Below are 20035 nucleotides of genomic sequence, written 5' to 3' on the forward strand. Positions count from 1 at the left end.
CCCTACGACCGCGACCACGCCGCCTGGCGCCACCTCAGCGCGCGACCCCGACGCCGGTGACGCGAGCCCACCCGACTCGACGCCCGCAGGGCGAGCACACCACAACCCGACCCCCGCACAGCGAGAACGCCACCACTCGACGCCCGCAGGACGAGGCACACCTCAAGCCCCGGTAGGTCGCGAGTCCTGGTGAGTGTCGATGCCCGAAGGGCGAGCCCGCTCAGCGGGGATCGCGTGCCAAGCGATTCCCGCGGCGGGCGACGCTCCCCGCTCCCTGGAACGCCCCACGTCGCGAACCCGACCGCGCCACGCCGCGCGAGGAGCGGCGTGGAAGAAAGCGCCCACTGAGCGCTCCGCGCTCAGTGGAAGAAGTGCCGCTCCCCCGTCGTGTACATGGTGACGCCGGCGCGCTTCGCGGCGTCGATGACCTCGGCGTCGCGGACGGAGCCGCCGGGCTGGACGACGGCCTTGACGCCTGCGGCGAGGAGCACCTCGAGCCCGTCGGCGAAGGGGAAGAACGCGTCGGAGGCGGCGACGGACCCGGGGGCCCGGTCGCCGGCGCGGGTGACGGCGAGGTGGCAGGAGTCGACGCGGTTGACCTGGCCCATGCCGACGCCGACGGAGGCGCCGCCCTTGGCGAGCAGGATCGCGTTGGACTTCACGGCGCGGCAGGCCTTCCACGCGAATTCGAGGTCGAGGAGGGTGTCGGCGTCGGCGGGCTCGCCGGCGACGAGCTCCCAGCCGGAGCTGACCTCGCCCGGGCCTCCCGTGAAGCGGTCGGGCTCCTGGATCAGGACGCCGCCCGAGATCTGCTTGAACTCGGTCTCGACGGGGGCGTAGAAGGAGGGCAGCTGCAGCAGGCGGAGGTTCTTCTTCGTCTTGAGCACCTCGAGCGCCTCGGGCTCGAAGGCGGGCGCGACGAGGACCTCGGTGAAGATCTCCTTGACCGTCTCGGCCATGGCGAGGGTGACGGGGCGGTTCGCCGCGATCACTCCTCCGAAGGCCGACACCGGGTCGCACTCGTGCGCCCGGCGGTGGGCGGAGGCGATGGGGTCGATGGCCTTGGTGCTCGCGATGGCGATGCCGCAGGGGTTGGCGTGCTTGATGATCGCGACGGCGGGCAGCACGAAGTCGTACGCGGCGCGGACCGCCGCGTCGGCGTCGACGAAGTTGTTGTACGACATCTCCTTGCCGTGCAGCTGCTCGGCCTGGGCGATGCCGGTGCCGTCGGGCGAGACGTAGAGAGCGGCCTTCTGGTGCGAGTTCTCGCCGTAGCGCAGGACCTGCTTGAGCGTGCCGCGGATCTCGATCGCTCCGTCGACGGCCGGGTCGCCCGCCTCCTGCCCGGCGAACCAGGCGGCGACGGCGGAGTCGTACGAGGCGGTGTGCGCGAAGGCGCGGGCGGCGAGGGCGCGGCGGGCGGCGAGGGTCGTGCCTCCGTCGCCGAGGGCGGCGATGACGCCGGCGTAGTCGGCCGGATCGACGACGATCGCGACGTTCGCGTGGTTCTTGGCCGAGGCGCGCACGAGGGCGGGGCCGCCGATGTCGATGTTCTCGACCACGGTCGCGGCGTCGGCGCCGCCGGCGACGGTCTCGCGGAACGGGTAGAGGTTGACCACGACGAGCTCGAACGCGGCGATGTCGAGCTGCTCGAGCTGCTCGCGGTGCGAGGCGAGCCGCAGGTCGGCCAGGATCCCGGCGTGGACCGCGGGGTGGAGCGTCTTCACGCGGCCGTCGAGCGACTCCGGGAACCCGGTGACGGAGGAGACGTCGGTCACCTCGTGGCCCGCGTCGCGGATCGTGGCGGCCGTCGATCCGGTCGAGACCAGCTCGACGCCCGCGGTCGCGAGCGCCTCGGCGAGCTCGAGGAGCCCGGTCTTGTCGCTGACCGAGATCAGCGCGCGGCGGACGGGGACGACGTCGCGGTCGTCGTAGCTGCTGGGGTCGTGGGCGGTGATGCTCATGATCGGGCGAGCTCCTCGAGGTCGACGGTTCCGTGGGCGATGTCGAGCACCGTCTGCACCAGCAGACGCCGCTCGATGGTCTTGATGCGCTCGTGCAGCGCGGCCTCGCTCTCGCCGGGGAGCACGGCGAGGCTCTCCTGGGCGATGACGGGACCCGTGTCGACTCCGGTGTCGATGACGTGCACGGTGACGCCGGTCTCGGTGGCCCCGGACGCGAGCGCGTCGCGCACGGCGTGGGCGCCGGGGAACAGCGGCAGCAGGGCGGGGTGGGTGTTGATCATGCGCGGGCTGAGGGCGTCGACGACGACGGGCGGGAGGATCCGCATGAAGCCCGCGCAGACGACCAGGTCGGGCTCCCACTCGCGGATGCTCGCGAGCAGCTCCTCGCCCCAGGCGTCCCGCGACGCGAACGCGTGCGGCGTGACCGTGAAGGAGGGGATGTCGAACGCCTCCGCGTGGCGCAGGCCCTCGGCGTCGGTGTCGCTGCCGACGGCGACGACGCGCGCGGGGAACCGGTCGTCGCGGGAGGCCTCCAGGAGGGCGCGGAGGTTGGAACCGCCGCCGGAGATCAGTACGACGAGCTTCAGCACTGCGCAAGTCTAGGGGGAGGCCCTCGCCGGGGACCACCGCGGTTCAGCCGCGCGACGTCCTGCCTGCGGCGAGGCCCAGCGCGGCGGCGAGCGCCAGCTCGAGCGCGGCGACCGCGCCCACCACGACCGGATCGGGTCCGACGACCGCGAGCCGACCCGGCCCGGCCGCGCCCGCCGACGCCCAGGCGAGCAGCCCGAGCAGCACTCCCCCGACCACTCCGATGCCGGCGGCGGCGACCGCGCCCCAGCGCAGGAACGGGCGCCCCTCGAGGGCCTCGAGGAGACCCCTGCGCACCCTCCAGCCGGCGAGGAAGCCCGCGAGGACCGGGACCAGGAGCCCGACGAAGCCGAACGGCAGGTCGCCCTGCGGCAGCGCGCCGAGGAACGGGATCGACGGCACCGGGCCGAGGAGGGTGCCGGCGGGGCCGACGGACGATCCCGCTCCGACGGCGAATCCCGGTCCGATCAGCCAGCTCGCGGCCCAGATCACGAGGTTGGGGACGAAGGCGAGCTGGCCGAGCGTCAGGGCGAGTCCGCCGAGCGCCTCGGATCCGAGTCCCTCGTAGAGGGCGACGACGGAGGCGTAGCCGGTGACGAGCAGCACCGCGACGAGCACGGCGGCGGTGCCGACGACGCCCGACGCGGCGAGCGCTCCGGCGCGCAGCGAGACGAGCACGAGGGGCAGCGCCGGCTGCCCGAGCCGGGCGGCCGCGTCCGAGACCAGCTCGCCGAGGCGGTCGGTCTCGCCGCTGCGGGCGGAGTGGGTCCCCGCTCCGATGGCGACGCCCAGGCCGAAGACGAGCGGCGGCAGCACCGCGCCCTGCACGGTGGCCACCGTCGCCGCCTCGGTCGCCGACCCGAGGGTGACCAGGAGGGCGATGACCAGGTAGGTCGCGATCGACACCGTGAAGCCGATGAACCGGAACGGCGACTCCTGCGCGCGGCGGCCCGTGCGGGCGCCGAGGAGGATCGCGAGCACCGCGAAGGCGAGGGGCGCGATCGTGACGGCGAAGGCGTCCGCTCCCCCGGGCAGGCCGAGGGCGAGTGCGGAGTCGGGCGCGAGGCTCGCGCGCAGATCGGCCCCGTGGCCCATCAGCCAGGCGTCGGCCGAGACGCGCCAGAACACGGCCCAGTCGACGGCCGTGTCGTACTGGACGGCCCAGAGGACGGTGAGCGGGACGAGGGGGATCGCGATGCCGATGAGGGCCGAGAGAGCGGCGTCGAAGGCGGCGAGGAGGGCGACGGTGATCCGGTTCATGGGCTCGACGAGCCTACCGGCGGGCCCGGCTCCGGCTGCTCCGCCGCGCGCTCGGGCGCGTCCGCACGCCCTAGGGTCGAGCCGTGACGAGGACCGCAGCAGACCGGACCGAGCGGGGCCTGGACCGGCTCGTGGACTTCAGCGACGCCGTGACGGCGATCGCGATCACCTTCCTGGTGCTCCCCCTCGTCGACGCGGTCGAGGAGGGCGGGTCCGACGGCCTCGGCCCGCTCCTCGCGGACCACGTCGGCACGCTCTCGGCCTTCGTCGTGACCTTCGCGGTGATCGGACGTCTGTGGCTGGTGCAGCACGCGGTCTTCGAGGAGGTGCGCCGCTACTCCCCCGCACTCGTCGCGGTGGACTTCGTCTGGCTCGCGGCGATCGTGCTGCTGCCGTTCGCCGCGAACCTGCTCTCGAGCACGTCCACCGACGACCCGTCCGTGGTCGCCCTCTACATCGGGGTGATCGCGGGGGCGAGCGCCGCCACCCTCGGGATGCGGTTGCTGCTGCGCCGCGATCCGGACCTCGCCGCCCCCGGGACCCGGCAGCCGCTGGCGCGCTCGGTGATCGTCCTCGGGCTGCTGCTGGCGGCGCTCGTCCTCGCCGTGGTCGTGCCGACGGTGGGCGTGCTCTGGCTGCTGATGCTCCTGCTCGCGGAGCCGATCGAGCGCCTGGTGCGCCGCCGGCGGCCGGGCCCGCGCACCCGTCCCGTCCGCACCGCGCGCGGGCTGGACCGGCTCGTCGGCTTCGCGGACGCGACCGTCGCGATCGCGATCACCCTCCTGGTGCTGCCCCTCGTGGAGCTCGCGCCCCGGATCGCCGCCGACGGAGGAGGCGTGGCGGCACTCCTCGACGACCACCTCGACCAGGTGCTCGCGTTCGCGCTCTCGTTCCTGCTGATCGCGGTGTTCTGGATCCCCCATCACCGCGTCTTCGAGCTCGTCGACGACTACGACGGCGGCCTGGCCCGACTCGGTCTGCTCTGGCTCGCCGCCGTGACGTTCCTCCCCTTCGCGACGAGCGTGATCGCGCTGCTCCCCGACACCCGCGGAGCGATCGGCCTGTACCTGGGGACGATGACGGTGATGAGCGGCGCACTGGTGCTGATCGAGCGGCATCTCGGCCGGCACCCGGCGCTGCTGCGGGAGGGGGTCGGCGAGGTGCCCCTGCGCGGCGCCCTGGTCCCGTTCGGACTGCTGGTGCTCGCGCTCGTGCTCGCGATGGCGGTGCCCTCGCTCTGGTGGCTGCTGGTGCTGCTCCTGCAGACGCCGGTGCGGCGGCTGCTCGATGTGCGCCGCTAGCGCTGCGGCGTCCAGCCGAGCTGCGGAGCGATCCGCTCGGCGACCGTCCGCAGGATCCGGCGGTGCGACTCCACTCCGCCCACCGCGGGGAGCGTCAGGGTCAGCGAGTCCGCCTCGGCGAGGGCGGGATCGGCGGCGAGCGAGGCGACGATCTCCTCCGGCGACCCGATGTGCAGCGGGCTGAAGCGCATGGGAGCGGCGATGATCGAGCGGTCGGCGGTGCGCGGCGTGCCGTCGTCGTTCATCCGGGCGAGGTAGCCGTCGATGAAGGGGCGGTGGGCCCGCTCGTCGGCGTCGTCGACCAGCGGCAGCACGATGCGGCCCGCGGTGACGCGGGAGGTCCGCTCCGGATGCGCGGCGCGGAACGCCTCGCGGTAGGCGCGGATCTGGACGGCCTGCTGCTCGGCGAACGGCAGACCGGTCTCCTCGGTGTTGAGCGTCGAGACCTGCAGGTGCATGCCCTGCTCCCCGGCGCGGACGGCGGAGGAGACGGAGCCGGCGCCGTACCAGATCCGGTCGGCCAGCCCCGGGGCGTGCGGGTGCTGCACGAGCGGGTCGCCGACGGGCACCGACATCAGCGCCGACTCGGCGATCCCGAGGACCTCGCCGGACAGCGCCCGGCGCAGTCGCTCGATCCGCTCCTGCGCCTGGGCGCGGAACTCGCCCTCGCCCTGGCCGAAGACCCCGTCGAAGACCGACGCGAGGTGCGCGAATCCGCTGCTCACGCCCAGATCGAGACGGCCGCCAGAGAGCAGGTCGACGGTCGCCGCGTCCTCGGCGAGGCGGATCGGCGCCTCGTAGCGGGCGCCGATGACGGCGGTCCCCAGGCGCAGCCGCCGCGTGCGCTGCGAGGCGGCGGCGAAGAACGTCATCGGCGAGGCGAGGTAGCGCTCGAAGTGGCGCACGCGCACCCAGCCGGTGCCGTAGCCGAGCTCCTCGGCGAGCTCGAAGAGGGCGAGCCCGTCCTCGAGGCTGCGGGCGGCGTCGCCGGGCTGCTCGGGACCCTCCGGGTAGGGGACGAAGGTCAGGAAGTCGAGGCCGGGTCTGCGGGTCACCCCCCGACCGTACCCGGAACGCACGGACGGGCGGGATCCCTGCGGAAGCAGTCGATCCCGCCCGTCCGGACGCTGTGGAGGCTAGAGGGAGGCGAAGACCTCGCGCAGCAGCGCGGCGGTCTCGGACGGCGTCTTGCCGACCTTCACGCCCGCGGCCTCGAGGGCCTCCTTCTTGGCCTGCGCGGTGCCCGCGGAGCCCGAGACGATGGCGCCGGCGTGGCCCATGGTCTTGCCCTCGGGAGCCGTGAAGCCCGCCACGTAGCCCACGACCGGCTTGGTGACGTTCGCCTTGATGAAGTCGGCCGCGCGCTCCTCGGCGTCGCCGCCGATCTCGCCGATCATGACGATCGCCTTCGTCTCGGGGTCGGCCTCGAACGCGGCGAGCGCGTCGATGTGCGTGGTGCCGATGATCGGGTCGCCGCCGATGCCGATGGCGGTCGAGAAGCCCAGGTCGCGCAGCTCGTACATCATCTGGTAGGTCAGGGTTCCCGACTTCGAGACGAGGCCGATCGGGCCCTTGCCCGTGATCGTGGCGGGGGGGATGCCCACGAGCGACTCGCCCGGCGTGATGATGCCGGGGCAGTTCGGTCCGATGATGCGGGTCTTGTTGCCCTTCTCCTGCGCGTACGCCCAGAACTCGGCCGAGTCCTGCACCGGGATGCCCTCGGTGATGACGACGAGGAGGCCGATCTCGGCGTCGATCGCCTCGATGACGGCGTCCTTCGAGAAGGCGGGCGGGACGAACGCGATGGAGACATCGGCGCCGGTGGCCTCGATGGCCTCCTTGACGGTGCCGAAGACGGGCAGCTCGACGTCGCCGTGGGTGACGGTCGTGCCGGCCTTGCGCGCGTTGACGCCGCCGACGATGTTGGTCCCGGCCTTGAGCATCAGCGCGGTGTGCTTGGTGCCCTCGCCGCCGGTGATGCCCTGGACGATGACCTTGGAGTCCTTGGTGAGGAAGATCGACATGCTTGTTCTCTGATTCCTTGAGTCGTCGGGTCCGTTACGCGGCGGCGAGTTCGGCGGCCTTGTCGGCGCCCTCGTCCATGGTCGCGGCGAGAGTGATGAGCGGGTTGGCGGCGGCCTGCAGGATCGCGCGACCCTCCTCCACCTTGTTGCCGTCCAGGCGGACGACGAGCGGCTTGGTCGCGGTGTCGCCGAGGATCTCGAGCGCCTGCAGGATGCCGTTGGCGACGGCGTCGCACGCCGTGATGCCGCCGAAGACGTTGACGAAGACGCTCTTGACCTGCTCGTCGCCGAGGATCACGTCGAGGCCGTTCGCCATGACCTGGGCGGAGGCTCCGCCGCCGATGTCGAGGAAGTTGGCGGGCTTCACGCCGCCGTGGCGCTCGCCCGCGTAGGCGACGACGTCGAGGGTCGACATGACGAGTCCCGCGCCGTTGCCGATGATGCCGACCTCGCCGTCGAGCTTCACGTAGTTGAGGTCGTTCTCCTTGGCCTTCGCCTCGAGCGGGTCGGCGGCGTCCTTGTCCTCGAGCGCGGCGTGCTCCGGGTGGCGGAAGCCGGCGTTCTCGTCGAGCGAGACCTTGCCGTCGAGAGCGACGATCTCGCCCTCCTCGGTGAGGACGAGCGGGTTCACCTCGACGAGGGTCGCGTCCTCGCCGGTGTAGACGTCGTAGAGCGTGACGAGCACGGGAGCGACCTTGCCGATCAGCTCCTCGGGGAACTTCGCCGCTCGGGCGATCTCCTCCGCCTTGGCGAGGTCGATGCCCTGACCGGGGACCACCTCGACGCGGGCGAGGGCCTCGGGGCGCTCGACGGCGAGCTGCTCGATCTCCATGCCGCCCTCGTACGAGGTGAGCGAGAGGTAGGAGCGGTTCGCCCGGTCCAGCAGCACCGAGAAGTAGAACTCCTGCGCGATGCGGGCGCCGCCGGCGACCATGACGCGCTTGACGACGTGGCCCTTGATGTCGAGGCCGAGGATCGACTTCGCCGCCTCCTCCGCGTCGTCGGCGGTCTTCGCGACCTTGACCCCGCCGGCCTTGCCGCGTCCGCCGATCTTCACCTGCGCCTTGACGACGGTGACGCCGCCCAGCTTCTCGGCCGCGGCGCGCACCTCCTCGGGCGTGTCGGCGACGATGCCCGGGAGCACGGGGACGCCGTACTTCTCGAACAGATCACGGGCCTGGTATTCGAAGAGATCCACGCTGCATTCCCATTCCGCGCTGAGCGCGCTTGCGTTTCGAGTCCGATGCGGCCCGTCTGCGCCGGAGTCTCGGCACGGTCCTGGGCCGCGACAACTCTACTCCGCACGCACTGCGCCCTTCCCGCGCCGCGTAGCGTGGACGCATGCCCCCGAGGACCCGCCCCCGCCCGGAGCGCGACGTGTTCCGCGAGGGCGTCTTCCTCGTGGCGGGCGCCCGGGCGATCCTCCTGCAGATCGCGCATCCCGCGGTCGGCGCCGGAGTGGCCGAGCACTCCGACTTCGTGCACCGCGCGCTCGGGCGCCTGCACGGCACCCTCTCGTACCTCTACGCCCTGCACTACGGCTCCCCGGAGGACGTCCGCGCGGTGCGCCGCCGGGTGAACCGGGCGCACGGGCCCGTCCGCGGACCCGGCTACAGTGCCTTCGATCCGGAGCTGCAGCGCTGGGTCGCCGCGACCCTCACCCAGTCGATGCTCCAGCTCTACGAGGGCGCCTTCGGACCGATGCGCCGGGAGCAGGCGGACGACCTGGTCGACCGCTCGCGCGTCGTCGGCACCTCGCTGCAGATGGCGGACGCGTCGTGGCCCGTCGACCGGGCGGCGTTCGACGCCTACTGGGACGAGCAGGTGGAGCGCCTGCACGTCACTCCCGAGGCGCGCCGCGTCGCGCACGATCTCCTGGGCGGAGCGATCGCCGCGTGGTACCTCCGCCCGTTCGGGCCGTACCTGCGGCTGATGACCGCAGGGCTGCTCCCTCCGTCGCTCCGCGAGCCCTTCGGCTTCCGCTGGAGCGAGCGGCAGCAGGCGCGCTTCGACCGGGCGCTCGCGCGCACCTTCGCGGTGTACCGGCGGCTGCCCGCCCGGGTGCGGACCTCGCCGAGCCGGTTCTACCTGGCGCAGGTGCGCCGGGCGACCCTCGCCGACGCCTAGGCCGTGCTGATCACGATCTCGCGTGCTCCGCTCGGCCTGATCGACACGGCCTAGAAGCCGGCGGTGATGCTCCAGCCGGCGTAGGCCGCGAGCTCCAGGCCCAGCGCCTGCGCGGCGGCCTGCGCCTCCTCGACTCCGCGCTCGTCCCGGACGTCGACCGAGATCGGGACGCTGTCGCCGAAGCCCGAGACCGAGACGCGGGCGCTCGTGGGGCCGCTGTAGAGCGGCACGTGCGCGTCGGCGGTCCGGGCGCCGACCACGCGCGACCCGGTCGCCTCCGCGATCACCGCCAGGGCGAACGGCGCCGTCGCGATCGCATCGGTGTACAGGGTCGCCTCGCCACGCATCCTGCGACTCTACGGCGGGAGCGGATCCCCGTCCGGCACTCCCGCGGACGGGCCGGACGGAGGAGAATGCGGCCGAGAGCAGCACTCGATGAGGAGGCGCAGCATGGACGCGGTCGTGGTCGGAGTCAGCGGATCGGATCGGAGCACGGACGCCCTGCGCTGGGCGCTCGACTACGCCGAGGGGCATCGGCTGCCCGCCGAGCTCGTGAGCGTGGTCGAACCGGCGCGGGGGCGCGTCCCGGAGGCGGCGGTGGCGCAGCGCCGAGCCGCCGGAGCGGTCCTCGAGGAGGCGAGGGCTCTCGCGGAGCGGGAGTACGCCGCAGTGCCCGTGCGCGTGCGGCTCCTCGACGGCGATCCCGTGCACGTCCTGGCGGAGGCGGCTCCGGCGGGCGCGCTGCTGGTGCTCGGCGCGCATCCGCTCGCCCGGCGCGGTCTCGCGGTGGCCGCGCCCGTCGCCGTCCGGGTGGCCGCGGCCTCGCGCTCGGCGGTGGCGCTGATCCCGGGACCCGTCGAGCCCGGCCGCAGCGGTGTCGCGGTCGGAGTCGACGGATCGGAGGTGTCGCTCGAGGCGATCCGGCTCGCGGCGCACGAGGCCGACCGGCTCGGCGAGCCCCTGCTGGCTCTGCACGCCTGGCAGCTCCCGGGCGCCTGGGCCGACGCGGTTCCCGTGGAGCGCAGGGTCATCGACGCGATCGAGGAGGACGAGGACCTCGTGCTCGCCGAGTCGCTGGTGGGCCTGGGCGACAGCTGCCCCGACCTCGAGATCCGGCACCTCCTCGTGCGCGGCAATCCGGTCGACAAGCTCAGCGAGATCGCCTCCGGAGCCCGCCTGCTCGTGGTGGGCAGCCACGGCCGGGGCGCGTTCCTCCGGCTCCTGCTCGGCTCGGTGAGCCACAGCCTGGCGCTCACCGTGCCGGGGCCCCTCGTGATCCTCCGCCACCGCGCTCTCGCGCGCTGAGGGCTGGGCATCCGATGGGATCCCTCGAACGGGGCACGGGCCGGGACTACGGTGAACCACCCGGCATCCGCCGCGGCTGTCGACGACGACGGGAGCACTCATGAGCAGCACGGAACCGACCCGAGCGGAACCGAGAGGCACGGAACCGCGCAGCACGGAACCGCGATCCTCCGAGGCCCCCTCCGCCCCGACCGGCTCCGGCACCCTCTCGGTCGCCGCGATCCTCGCGGAGGCCGCCCGCCGCACTCCGACCACGATCGCGATCCGGGTGGGTCCGCTCGCGCTCGACTACGCCACGCTCTGGGACCAGACGCGGGCCTACGCGGGAGCACTGCGCGCCCACGGCATCGGACAGGGCGACCGGGTGGCGCTGCTCGTGCCGAACGTTCCGGACTTCCCGCGCGGCTACTTCGCGGTCCTCGCGCTGGGCGCCGTGGTCGTCCCGGTGCACGCACTCCTCAAGCACGACGAGATCGCCTACGTGCTCCGCGACTCGGGAGCGACGGCGCTGATCTGCGCCGCGCCGCTGCTGGCGGAGGGAGCGGCCGGCGCCGAGCTCGCCGGCGTCCCCGTGCTGAGCGTGATGGTGCCCGACGGCACGGAGTCTCCGTTCGCCCGCCTCGAGGAGCTCGCCGCCGAGGCCGAGCCGATCGACGGGTACGTCCCGCGCTCCCCCTCCGACACCGCGACGATCCTCTACACGAGCGGCACGACCGGCCGGCCCAAGGGAGCGGAGGGGACGCACTTCGCGATCGTGTCGCAGTCGGACGTGCTGCTGATGAACACCTTCGACCTCCACCGCGGCGACGTCGTGCTCGGGGCACTCCCGCTCTTCCACACCTTCGGGCAGGTCTGCGCCATGAACACCGCGTTCCGCACGGCGGCGACGGTCGTGCTGGTGCCGAAGTTCGACGGCGACGCCGCGCTCGAGGCCATGATCGCGCACGACTGCACCGTGTTCGAGGGCGTGCCCACCATGTACGTGGCGCTGCTCGACGCGGCGACGAGGCGCCCGGACCGCCCGCCCCTGCGCTACGCCGTGTCCGGAGGCGCGGCACTGCCCGTCGCGGTCATCGAGCGGTTCCGCGAGGTGTTCGGCGTCGAGATCTACGAGGGCTACGGGCTCACCGAGACCTCTCCCGTCGCCACGTTCAACCACGTCGGCGTCCCGCCGCGGGCGGGCACCGTCGGCACACCGATCTGGGGAGTGGAGGTCGAGGTGGCACGGGCCCAGGTGCAGGACCGCGTGGAGCTGCTCCCCCGCGGCGAGCTCGGCGAGATCGTGATCCGCGGGCACAACCTCATGAAGGGCTACCTCGGGAACCCCCGGGCGACGGCGGAGGCCGTCGTCGACGGCTGGTTCCGCACGGGCGACCTCGGCACGAAGGACGACGAGGACTACGTGCGGATCCTGGACCGGACGAAAGACATGATCATCCGCAACGGCTACAACGTGTACCCGCGCGAGGTGGAGGAGGTGCTGATCGGGCACCCCTCCGTCGCCAACGCCGCGGTCTTCGGCGTGGCCGACGAGAAGCACGGCCAGGAGATCGTCGCGGCCGTCGTGCTCGGACCGTCGGCGACGGCGAGCGCCGAGGAGCTGATCGCGTTCACGAGCGAGCACCTGGCCGCCTTCAAGTTCCCGCGCCGCATCGAGTTCGTCCACGCCCTGCCGCTGGGCCCCAGCGGGAAGGTGCTCAAGCGCGAGCTCGTGTCCCGCTACTCCTGACCGACCGCGCGGGACGCCGCTGCGGTCCTCCTCGCGCGGCGCGCCGCGGACCGGAGCGGCGTCTCGCGTCGGGTACCGGGGTCAGCCGAGCAGCGACCGGACGACGGAGGCGAGCACCGCGCCCGCAGCGGCCCCCGCCACCACCTGCGCCGGCGTGTGCGCCCCGAGCCGCACGCGCGACCACCCTGTCCAGAGCACGACCGGCACCGAGAGCAGCAGCGACCAGGGCCCGTAGGCGATCAGCACCACGACCGCGCAGGTCGCCACGACCGCGGCGTGCCCGGAGAGCTTCCACGCGAGATTCACCAGTCCGACCGCCGCGACGACCGCCACCGTCACGAGACCGAAGGTCGTCACGGCGGCCGGAGCGCCCAGGGCGCCGAGCAGCACGAGGCCGACGACGATCGAGACCAGCGCGAGGGCGATCGGGAGCGCGCGCTCGCGCCGCTCCGGCACGTGGTGGTCGCCCCGGATCCGCCCCGAGCGCATCAGCAGCCGGATCGCGAGGTAGGGCAGCACCCCGACGAACAGCGCCGCGAGAGCACCCCAGGCGACCCCGAGCAGCGGTGGATCGGCGACCCGGGCTCCGACGACGACCGGCACCACCACGGCGAGGACCGCGGGCGAGAACGCCTCGGTCGCGAACCTCGCCGCCGAGACGCTCCGGGAGGCGCGCGGGACCGGGGCGGTCACGGCGCCGCGCGCCTCACAGCTTCTCGATCGGCGCGACCTTGATCAGCAGCTTCTTGGCTCCCACCGCGTCGAACAGCACGTGCGCGACGCGCTTGGTGCCCTCTCCGGTCACCGCGTTCACCCGGCCCTCCCCGAAGTCGGTGTGCCGGATGCGGTCGCCCGCGATCAGCTCGAGATCGCCGTTGTCGCGGACCATGCCCGTGATGCGGTTCGGGAACTCGGCCCTGGCCTTGGGAGCCGCGGCGAGCGCCTCGCGGAACTCGGTGTTCGAGCGCGAGCGGCCGAAGCCCGGGCGCTGGGCGTTCAGCGCGCGCGGCTGAGTGCCTCCGCGCGACGTCGCCGCTCCCGGCGACTGGCGCCACTCGATGAGCTCCCCGGGGATCTCCTGGAGGAAGCGGCTGGGCATCGCGACCGACGTCTCGCCGTACTGCGCGCGCGTCATCGCGAGCGACAGGTAGAGGCGCTTGCGGGCGCGGGTGATGCCGACGTAGAAGAGCCGCCGCTCCTCGGCCGGACCGCCCGGCTCGTTCGCGGAGATGCGGTGCGGGAGGAGGTCCTCCTCGATGCCCGTGAGGAACACCGCGTCGTACTCGAGGCCCTTCGCGGTGTGGAGGGTCATCAGCGAGACGGTGCCCGAGTCGTCCTCGAGGTCGTCCGCCGCGGCGACGAGCGACACCTCGGTGAGGAAGTCCACCAGTCCGCCGTCGGGGTTGTTGCGCGCGAACTCCTTGGTCACGGCGATGAGCTCGTCGACGTTCTCGGCCCGCGCCTCGTCCTGGGGATCGCGGCTGGCGCGCAGCATGTCGAGGTAGCCGCTGCGGGTCAGCAGCGCCGTCAGAACCTCGTGCACCTTCGCCTCCCCCTCGGGGCGGCCCGGGTCGAGCATCATCGCGCACTCGTCGAGCAGCGTCGCCAGATCGACGATCGCCCTGGTGACCTTCGGTCCCATGCCGAGCGACCCCGCGTTGCGCATCGACTCGCGGAGGGTGACCCCGTTGGTGTCGGCGAACGACTGCAGCTGCGCCTCGGTGGCCGGGCCGATGCCGCGCTTGGGCGTGTTCATGATGCGCCGCAGCGCGAGCACGTCGGCGGGGTTCGCGACGGTGATGAGGTACGCGAGCGCGTCCTTGATCTCGGCCCGCTCGTAGAACTTCGTGCCGCCGAGGATCCGGTACGGCAGCGCCGAGCGGATGAAGATCTCCTCCAGCGCACGGGTCTGCGCGTTGGTGCGGTAGAACACCGCGATCTCGTCGTAACCGGTGCCCGCGGCGTGCAGCCGGGCGATCTCGTCGACCACGAACTGCGCCTCGTCGTGACCGGAGTAGCCCGTGTAGCCGATGATCTTCTCGCCGTCGCCGCTCGAGGACCAGAGGTTCTTGGCGCGACGGTCGAAGTTGTTCGAGATGACCGCGTTCGCCGCCGAGAGGATGTTCTGGGTCGAGCGGTAGTTCTGCTCGAGCAGGATCACCCGGCAGCCGGGGAAGTCGCGCTCGAACTCGACGATGTTGCGGATGTCGGCGCCGCGGAACGCGTAGATCGACTGGTCCGAGTCGCCGACGACCGTCAGCGAGGCGCCGGGGATCGACCCGTCGGCCGTGACCGGGCCGCGGTACGGACGGTCGAACTGCGCCGCGTCGATCGTCGCCCGCGGCACCGGCCGGGTCAGCTCGTGGATCAGCGAGTACTGCGCGTGGTTCGTGTCCTGGTACTCGTCGACCAGCACGTGGCGGAAGCGCCGCTGGTACTTGGCCGCCACGTGCGGGAACGCGCGGAAGAGGTACACGGTCTGCGCGATGAGGTCGTCGAAGTCGAAGGCGTTGGCGCTCTCGAGGGCCCGCGAGTAGGCGCGGAACACCTGGAGGAACATCTCCTCGTTCGGGTCGCTCATGTTCGCGGTGCGCGCGTACGAGTCGACGTCCGCGAGCTCGTTCTTGAGCTTCGAGATCTTCGAGGACGCGCTCGCGACGGTGATCCCGAGGGAGTCGGCCTCGAGGTCCTTCACGATCCTCTTCAGCAGCGCGCGCTGATCGCCGGAGTCGTAGATGGTGAAGGAGGAGGTCATGCCGAAGTTCTCGGCCTCGCGGCGCAGGATCCGCACGCAGGCCGAGTGGAAGGTCGAGATCCACATCCCCTCCGCGCTCTGCCCGACGAGCTTCTCGACGCGCTCGCGCATCTCGGCCGCCGCCTTGTTGGTGAACGTGATGGCGAGGATCTGGCTCGGCCAGGCCTCGCCGTTGCCGAGGAGGCTCGCGATGCGGCGCGTGAGCACGCTGGTCTTGCCGGACCCGGCGCCGGCGACGATGAGCAGCGCATCCCCGCGGTACTCGACCGCCTCGCGCTGCTGCGGGTTCAGCCCGGCGACGAGCTTCTCGTGCGCCGGGTCGCTGAAGGAGGCGCCGTCGCCGGGCGCGCCGACGATGACCGGGGTGGCGCGGGAATCGCTCGGATCGAAGAGGAGGCTCATGTCCCTCCGAGTGTAGATCGACCCTCCGACACGGGGAGCCGGGTCAGGCCGCTCGGGGCCGAGCCGCGGACGCCGTCAGCGAACCACCCACGTCGAGGCCGCGCCAGGCGAGCGCGAAGCCCACGAGCGCGATCGTCGAGGTCGACACCGCGAGCAGCTGCTGCAGCGCGAACGCGGTCAGATCCTTCGTGTCGTCCGGGTAGTACTGGATGCCCTGCACAGCGAGTCCGGCGAGGACGAGCACCACGACGACGGAGCAGACGACCAGCAGTCTGTTCACGTTCCTGCGCGGTGTGCGACGCGGTGCCCTGCCCAGCTGCGCGCGGGTCGAGAGCCAGGCGCAGGCGAGGGAGGCGGAGGCCAGCGCGACGAGGTCGGCGCCGAGCACGTCGCTCGCCCGGTGCCACGATGCGGCCATGGTCAGGTTGCCGACCAGGACCACCACTGCGCCGCCGAGCAGGAGCACGACGGTCCGACCGCGGGCGGGAAGCACCATGGCCAGGGCGAAGACGACCGAGACCGCGGCCGCGGTGTGACCGCTCGGGAAGCTGCCGCCGGTGTACCAGGCGTCGGTCTCGACGAGCAGCGGGCGCTCGAGGACGACGTTCTTGAGCAGCTGCGTCAGTCCGGCGGTCAGCACGATCGACCCGACGGAGGCGAGCGCGAGGGCCGGACGGCGCCGGATCAGCGCGATCGACGCGGCCAGCAGGGCCCCGCCGATCATCGAGACCGGAGTGACGTCGGCCAGGGTGCCCGCGGCCGTCCCCGTCGCCCGGCCGAAGACCAGGTCGGCTCCGCGCAGGCCCGAGTTCTCGGCGGCCTGGCCCTGCGGGGTGAGCACGGCGAGCCAGTAGACCAGAGCCACCCCGAGGGCGGCGAGCACCGCGGAGGTGATCCAGCGGCGGGTGATGCGGGCGCGGGTCGACACGGGTTCCCTCCTCTCGAGGGGCGGGCGGGGCGCGGCGAGCGCGCCGGGCGGAGGGCTTCCGATGATGACAGGGAACACTCCCGGTCGCCTCCATCCGCGCCGGGAGGTCGCTGATCCGGATCAGAGGGCCGCGACGACCTCGAGTGCCAGATCGGGGTGGTCCGCGAACACGCCGTCCAGTCCGGTCGCGAGGATCATCCGGAACTCGTCCTGCCAGGCCCCGAAGGCGGCCGGCTCCTTGCCCCGGCGGTGCACCTTCTCGAGGAACCGGTTCTCGGGGCGGAGGGTCCAGGTGTAGACCTCGAGCCCGACGGCGTGCGCGTGCTCGACCAGCGCGTTCGGCCCCGTCACGCGTCCCGCTGCGTCCCGGGCGAACAGCATGCTCTTGTCGACGCTGACCCCGTCGACCGTGCCGGCGAGGTTGCGCAGTCCGGACGGGGTGACGAAGTCGGCGTAGGGAGTGGCGCGGGCGCCGTGCGCCGCGACGAGGTCGGGCGCCGCTCCCCGCGACTCGATCAGGAACACGCGCTTCGTGCCGACGCCGCGCACGCCGAGACGCTCGAGCACCGTCTTCTCGAAGCTCTCGATGGTCAGCCTCGGGTCTCGGGGGCCCCAGCCGGCGGCGGCGAGCTCCTGCTCGAGCAGCACGTCCAGCGGCAGCCCGATCGAGTCGAAGTAGTCGGCGTGCTTGATCTCGGCGACGAGCCCGGGAGGCGCGCCCTGCGCGTCCTCGCCCGCCCGGTCGAGCAGGCCGAGCAGGTCCGAGAAGCGCAGCAGCGGGAACTGCCCGTCGAAGGTGGCGCTCGAGGGTCGGACGGCGGGCAGCCGCTCCCTCGCCCGCAGCTGGGCGAGCTCGGCCCAGGTGAAGTCCTCGGTGAACCAGCCCGTGACGTCCTTCCCCTCGAGCTGCTTGGTCGTCCGGCGGTCGGCGAACTCCGGTCGGCGCTCGATGTCGGTGGTGCCCGAGATCTCGTTCTCGTGCCGCAGGACCAGCACGCCGTCGCGGGTGGCGACGAGGTCGGGCTCGACGGCGTCGGCGCCGAGGGCGACCGCCAGATCGTAGGCGGACCGCGTGTGCTCGGGGCGGTAGCCGCTCGCGCCGCGGTGGCCGATGACGAGTGGAGCGGAGCGGTCGGGCATGCGGCGATCCTACGGGCGAGGACTCGGTTCGCTCGGGGGGAACAACCAGACTCTGAGAGCTGTTCTCAGATACTGTGGTCCCATCGTCGGAGTCCTCTCGAGGACCCGGCGGCACCACAGCATCCCGACCACACCGCGACTCAGCTCCGTTGCTCCACCGGACACCAGCGCACCTGAGAGAAGAGGAACCATGGCAAGCAGCAATCCGGCCTTCGGGCGTCCGGAGTTCAGCAACCGCGGCTACGCCGGCCGCGTGCAGGACCTCCCCGACGTCTCGTCCGACACGCTCGACCAGATGTACAACCGTCCGGCCGCGAGCTCCACGGAGACCGACCGGATGACCGTCGAGGACACCCTCGCGAAGACGGCTCTCGCCTTCGTCGTGCTCCTGGCGGGCGCGGCTGTCGGCTGGTTCGTCCCGGGGCTCATGCTCCCGGCCGTGATCGTCGCGCTCGTCCTCGGCATCGTCAACGCCTTCAAGAAGGTCCCGAGCCCCGCTCTGATCCTCGGCTACGCCGCCACTCAGGGCATCGCGGTGGGCGCGATCTCGGGCATCTTCGAGAACGTCTACGAGGGCGCGGTCGTCCAGGCCCTCCTCGCGACCGTCATCGTGATCGGCGTCACCCTGGCGCTGTTCATGAACGGCAAGATCCGCACCTCGCCGAAGCTGAACAAGATCTTCTTCATCGGCATGATCAGCTACGCGGTCTTCTCGCTCGTGAACCTCGGTCTCGGCCTCTTCGGCGTCGGCGGCGGCTTCGGTCTCCGCACCGGCTTCATCGGCATCGTGATCGGCCTCATCGCGATCGCGCTGGCCACCTACTCGCTCGTGATGGACTTCGAGTTCATCCAGCAGGGCGTGCGCAACCGCGCCCCGCGCATCTACGGCTGGACGGGCGCCTACGGCATCCTCGTCACGGTCGTCTGGATGTACCTCGAGATCCTGCGACTCGTCGCGATCTTCCGCGAGTAGCCCTCGCACCGCTGATGCCGTCGGGCGCTCGACCTCCGGGTCGGGCGCCCGACGTCGTTGCGGGGGTGCTGGCCCCTCGTCCAGGCCCGCCTGGCAGCATGGATCCGTGACCGCCTCCTCCTCCCGCATCGTCGGCCTCGACGTCGCCCGCGGGATCGCCGTGCTCGGGATGTTCGCCGCCCATCTCGCTCCGGTGACCGAGGAGATGATCTGGAACGGCCGCAGCTCGGTCCTCTTCGCGGTCCTCGCGGGGGTGTCGATCGGGCTGATGACCGGCGGTGCACGCCGCTCCGAGCGCCCCGGGCGCGACACCGGCTCGATCCTCCTCCGCGGGCTCTACCTGCTCGCCCTGGGCGTCGCGCTGACCCTGCTCGGCACGCCCATCGCCGTGATCCTGCCCCACTACGGCGTGATGTTCGCGCTCACGGCCCTGGTCCTCTTCCTGCCCCGAACGCTGCTCGCCGTGCTGGTCGTCGTGTTCGCCGTCCTCGGCCCCGTGATCGTCGACGACCTCGTCGTGACCGGCGGAGCCTGGCTGCGGACGCTGCCGCCGGACACCGCACTGCTTGCCGAGCAGCCCCTCGTCTGGCTGACGCAGTACTACCCGGTGCCGTCCTGGCTGGCCTACGTCGTCCTCGGCCTCCTCGTCGCCCGGTGCGACATCCGCTCGGCGACCACGCAGCGCTGGCTGGTCCTCGGCGGAGCGGTCTCCCTCGTCGTCGGCTACGGCGGCGGCATGGCGATCGGCGGTGCCGAGAGCGTCGAGGCCCACGCGAGCACCACCGCCGAGCTGCTCGGCGCGGGCGGAGTCGCCGCCGTCGCGATCGGCTTCCTCACGGCACTGGGGCAGCGCTCGGCCGTGTTCCGGCGGCTCGCCGCTCCGCTCGCCGCAGTCGGCGGCATGCCGCTGACGATCTACTCCCTGCAGCTGGTGGCACTGGCGGTCTACCTGGTCCCCTACGAGCCCTTCGACTTCGACGCCTGGCGCAGCTGGACCCTCCTGCTGGTGTTCGTGCTCGGCTCGGTCGCCTTCGCGATGCTCTGGCGCCGGTTCGTCGGCCAGGGCCCGCTCGAGTGGCTCCTGTCGCGCGCCTCGCTGCGCCCCGCGGCCGGGGTCCGCACTCCGGCGCTGGGCTAAAGTGGGCCGATGATCACGCGACGCGAGGCCGCCCAGCGCCTCGACATCCCCCTCGAGATGGCGGCCCGCCACGGACTCGGCGCCCGTCTCACCGAGGAGGAGTTCGCCGCTCTCGAGCAGGACCCGCCGCCCTGGCTCGTCCAGTCGCGCGAGAACCGCACCGGCAAGCGCCCGGTCTGGGTGACCCTCGACTGCGCGATCTGCAGCCGGTCCGAGGCCGCCCGGCCCAAGAAGTGGTGGCCCGACTTCACGTTCCTCGTCTGCGAGGACCACTCCCCGGACGAGTGGCCGCACCACCCCGAGGGCCACCGCCGCGACGAGTACGACGGCATCGGCACCCGCTTCGTCGGCGTCGTCGACAGCGCCGTCTGACCCCTGCCCCGGAAACGCCGAACGGGCCC

The 20035-nt window shown here is 72.5% G+C and carries 18 protein-coding genes; 7 read left to right on the plus strand and 11 right to left on the minus strand.

All coding sequences use genetic code 11. The annotated features are described in order from the left end of the window. Nucleotides 1–359: 359 nt before the first annotated feature. From purH to NB037_RS11640, 3 genes are read right to left on the minus strand one after another with little or no spacing between them, the layout of a single operon-like run. Entirely contained in the window at nt 360–1964 is a 1605-nt protein-coding gene (gene purH, locus NB037_RS11630) for a bifunctional phosphoribosylaminoimidazolecarboxamide formyltransferase/IMP cyclohydrolase (RefSeq protein ID WP_251945926.1), read from the minus strand. Then, a complete protein-coding gene (purN, locus tag NB037_RS11635) occupies nt 1961–2554 on the minus strand; it encodes a phosphoribosylglycinamide formyltransferase (protein ID WP_251945928.1) in 594 nt (197 codons plus the stop codon). The genes purH and purN overlap by 4 nt, the downstream gene beginning before the upstream one ends. A gap of 43 nt (nt 2555–2597) precedes the next feature. Beyond that, nucleotides 2598–3812 carry a cell division protein PerM gene (locus NB037_RS11640; RefSeq protein ID WP_251945930.1) on the minus strand — a complete coding sequence of 405 codons (1215 nt, stop codon included), beginning with the start codon at nt 3810–3812 and terminating at the stop codon, nt 2598–2600. 83 nt (nt 3813–3895) lie between these two features. Here NB037_RS11640 and NB037_RS11645 point away from each other — a divergent pair, with 83 nt between their 5' ends. Beyond that, complete coding sequence (locus NB037_RS11645; protein ID WP_251945932.1) at nt 3896–5113, plus strand: TMEM175 family protein; 1218 nt, start codon at nt 3896–3898, stop codon at nt 5111–5113. On the opposite strand, the gene NB037_RS11650 is transcribed toward NB037_RS11645, so the two are convergent. The 3 genes from NB037_RS11650 to sucC all read right to left on the minus strand — a co-directional run bounded on the left by NB037_RS11650 (nt 5110) and on the right by sucC (nt 8335). Beyond that, on the minus strand, nt 5110–6168 hold the full coding sequence (locus NB037_RS11650) for an LLM class flavin-dependent oxidoreductase (RefSeq protein WP_251945934.1): 1059 nt from the start codon (nt 6166–6168) through the stop codon (nt 5110–5112). The genes NB037_RS11645 and NB037_RS11650 overlap by 4 nt on opposite strands. A gap of 81 nt (nt 6169–6249) precedes the next feature. Continuing rightward, nucleotides 6250–7137 (minus strand): succinate--CoA ligase subunit alpha, encoded by an 888-nt coding sequence (gene sucD / locus NB037_RS11655; protein WP_251945936.1) that lies wholly within the window; start codon nt 7135–7137, stop codon nt 6250–6252. Nucleotides 7138–7171: 34 nt separating this feature from the next. Continuing rightward, the gene (sucC, locus tag NB037_RS11660; protein ID WP_251945938.1) at nt 7172–8335 is read right to left on the minus strand and encodes an ADP-forming succinate--CoA ligase subunit beta; all 1164 of its coding nucleotides are present in this window, start codon (nt 8333–8335) and stop codon (nt 7172–7174) included. A 143-nt stretch (nt 8336–8478) separates the two neighbouring features. On the opposite strand from sucC, the gene NB037_RS11665 reads away from it, so the two are divergent. Continuing rightward, nucleotides 8479–9264, plus strand: coding sequence for an oxygenase MpaB family protein (locus tag NB037_RS11665; RefSeq protein WP_251945940.1), 786 nt, complete (start codon nt 8479–8481; stop codon nt 9262–9264). Nucleotides 9265–9314: 50 nt separating this feature from the next. Here the strand turns inward: NB037_RS11665 and NB037_RS11670 are convergent, their stop codons facing one another. Then, on the minus strand, nt 9315–9611 hold the full coding sequence (locus tag NB037_RS11670) for a hypothetical protein (RefSeq protein ID WP_251945942.1): 297 nt from the start codon (nt 9609–9611) through the stop codon (nt 9315–9317). A 103-nt stretch (nt 9612–9714) separates the two neighbouring features. On the opposite strand from NB037_RS11670, the gene NB037_RS11675 reads away from it, so the two are divergent. Then, complete coding sequence (locus tag NB037_RS11675; protein ID WP_251945944.1) at nt 9715–10569, plus strand: universal stress protein; 855 nt, start codon at nt 9715–9717, stop codon at nt 10567–10569. 100 nt (nt 10570–10669) lie between these two features. After that, complete coding sequence (locus tag NB037_RS11680) at nt 10670–12298, plus strand: long-chain-fatty-acid--CoA ligase (RefSeq protein WP_251945946.1); 1629 nt, start codon at nt 10670–10672, stop codon at nt 12296–12298. An 81-nt stretch (nt 12299–12379) separates the two neighbouring features. Here NB037_RS11680 and NB037_RS11685 read toward each other — a convergent pair whose 3' ends face one another. From NB037_RS11685 to NB037_RS11700, 4 genes are all read right to left on the minus strand, one after another. Beyond that, a complete protein-coding gene (locus NB037_RS11685) occupies nt 12380–12991 on the minus strand; it encodes a phosphatase PAP2 family protein (protein WP_251945948.1) in 612 nt (203 codons plus the stop codon). 13 nt (nt 12992–13004) lie between these two features. Next, entirely contained in the window at nt 13005–15455 is a 2451-nt protein-coding gene (locus tag NB037_RS11690; protein ID WP_251945950.1) for an ATP-dependent helicase, read from the minus strand. 43 nt (nt 15456–15498) lie between these two features. Further along, on the minus strand, nt 15499–16383 hold the full coding sequence (locus tag NB037_RS11695; RefSeq protein WP_251945952.1) for a phosphatase PAP2 family protein: 885 nt from the start codon (nt 16381–16383) through the stop codon (nt 15499–15501). 120 nt (nt 16384–16503) lie between these two features. Next, on the minus strand, nt 16504–17523 hold the full coding sequence (locus tag NB037_RS11700) for a glycerophosphodiester phosphodiesterase family protein (RefSeq protein ID WP_251945954.1): 1020 nt from the start codon (nt 17521–17523) through the stop codon (nt 16504–16506). Nucleotides 17524–17713: 190 nt separating this feature from the next. Between NB037_RS11700 and NB037_RS11705 the strand changes: the two genes are divergently transcribed. The 3 genes from NB037_RS11705 (at nt 17714) to NB037_RS11715 (ending at nt 20006) form a co-directional block, all read left to right on the plus strand. After that, the gene (locus NB037_RS11705) at nt 17714–18496 is read left to right on the plus strand and encodes a Bax inhibitor-1/YccA family protein (RefSeq protein ID WP_207405343.1); all 783 of its coding nucleotides are present in this window, start codon (nt 17714–17716) and stop codon (nt 18494–18496) included. Nucleotides 18497–18602: 106 nt separating this feature from the next. Further along, the gene (locus tag NB037_RS11710; RefSeq protein ID WP_251945956.1) at nt 18603–19634 is read left to right on the plus strand and encodes a DUF418 domain-containing protein; all 1032 of its coding nucleotides are present in this window, start codon (nt 18603–18605) and stop codon (nt 19632–19634) included. Between the two features lie 9 nt (nt 19635–19643). Further along, nucleotides 19644–20006 carry a DUF5997 family protein gene (locus NB037_RS11715; protein ID WP_251945958.1) on the plus strand — a complete coding sequence of 121 codons (363 nt, stop codon included), beginning with the start codon at nt 19644–19646 and terminating at the stop codon, nt 20004–20006. Nucleotides 20007–20035 lie beyond the last annotated feature (29 nt).

This window comes from Rathayibacter rubneri, assembly GCF_023743255.1.
Taxonomy (GTDB): domain Bacteria; phylum Actinomycetota; class Actinomycetes; order Actinomycetales; family Microbacteriaceae; genus Rathayibacter; species Rathayibacter rubneri.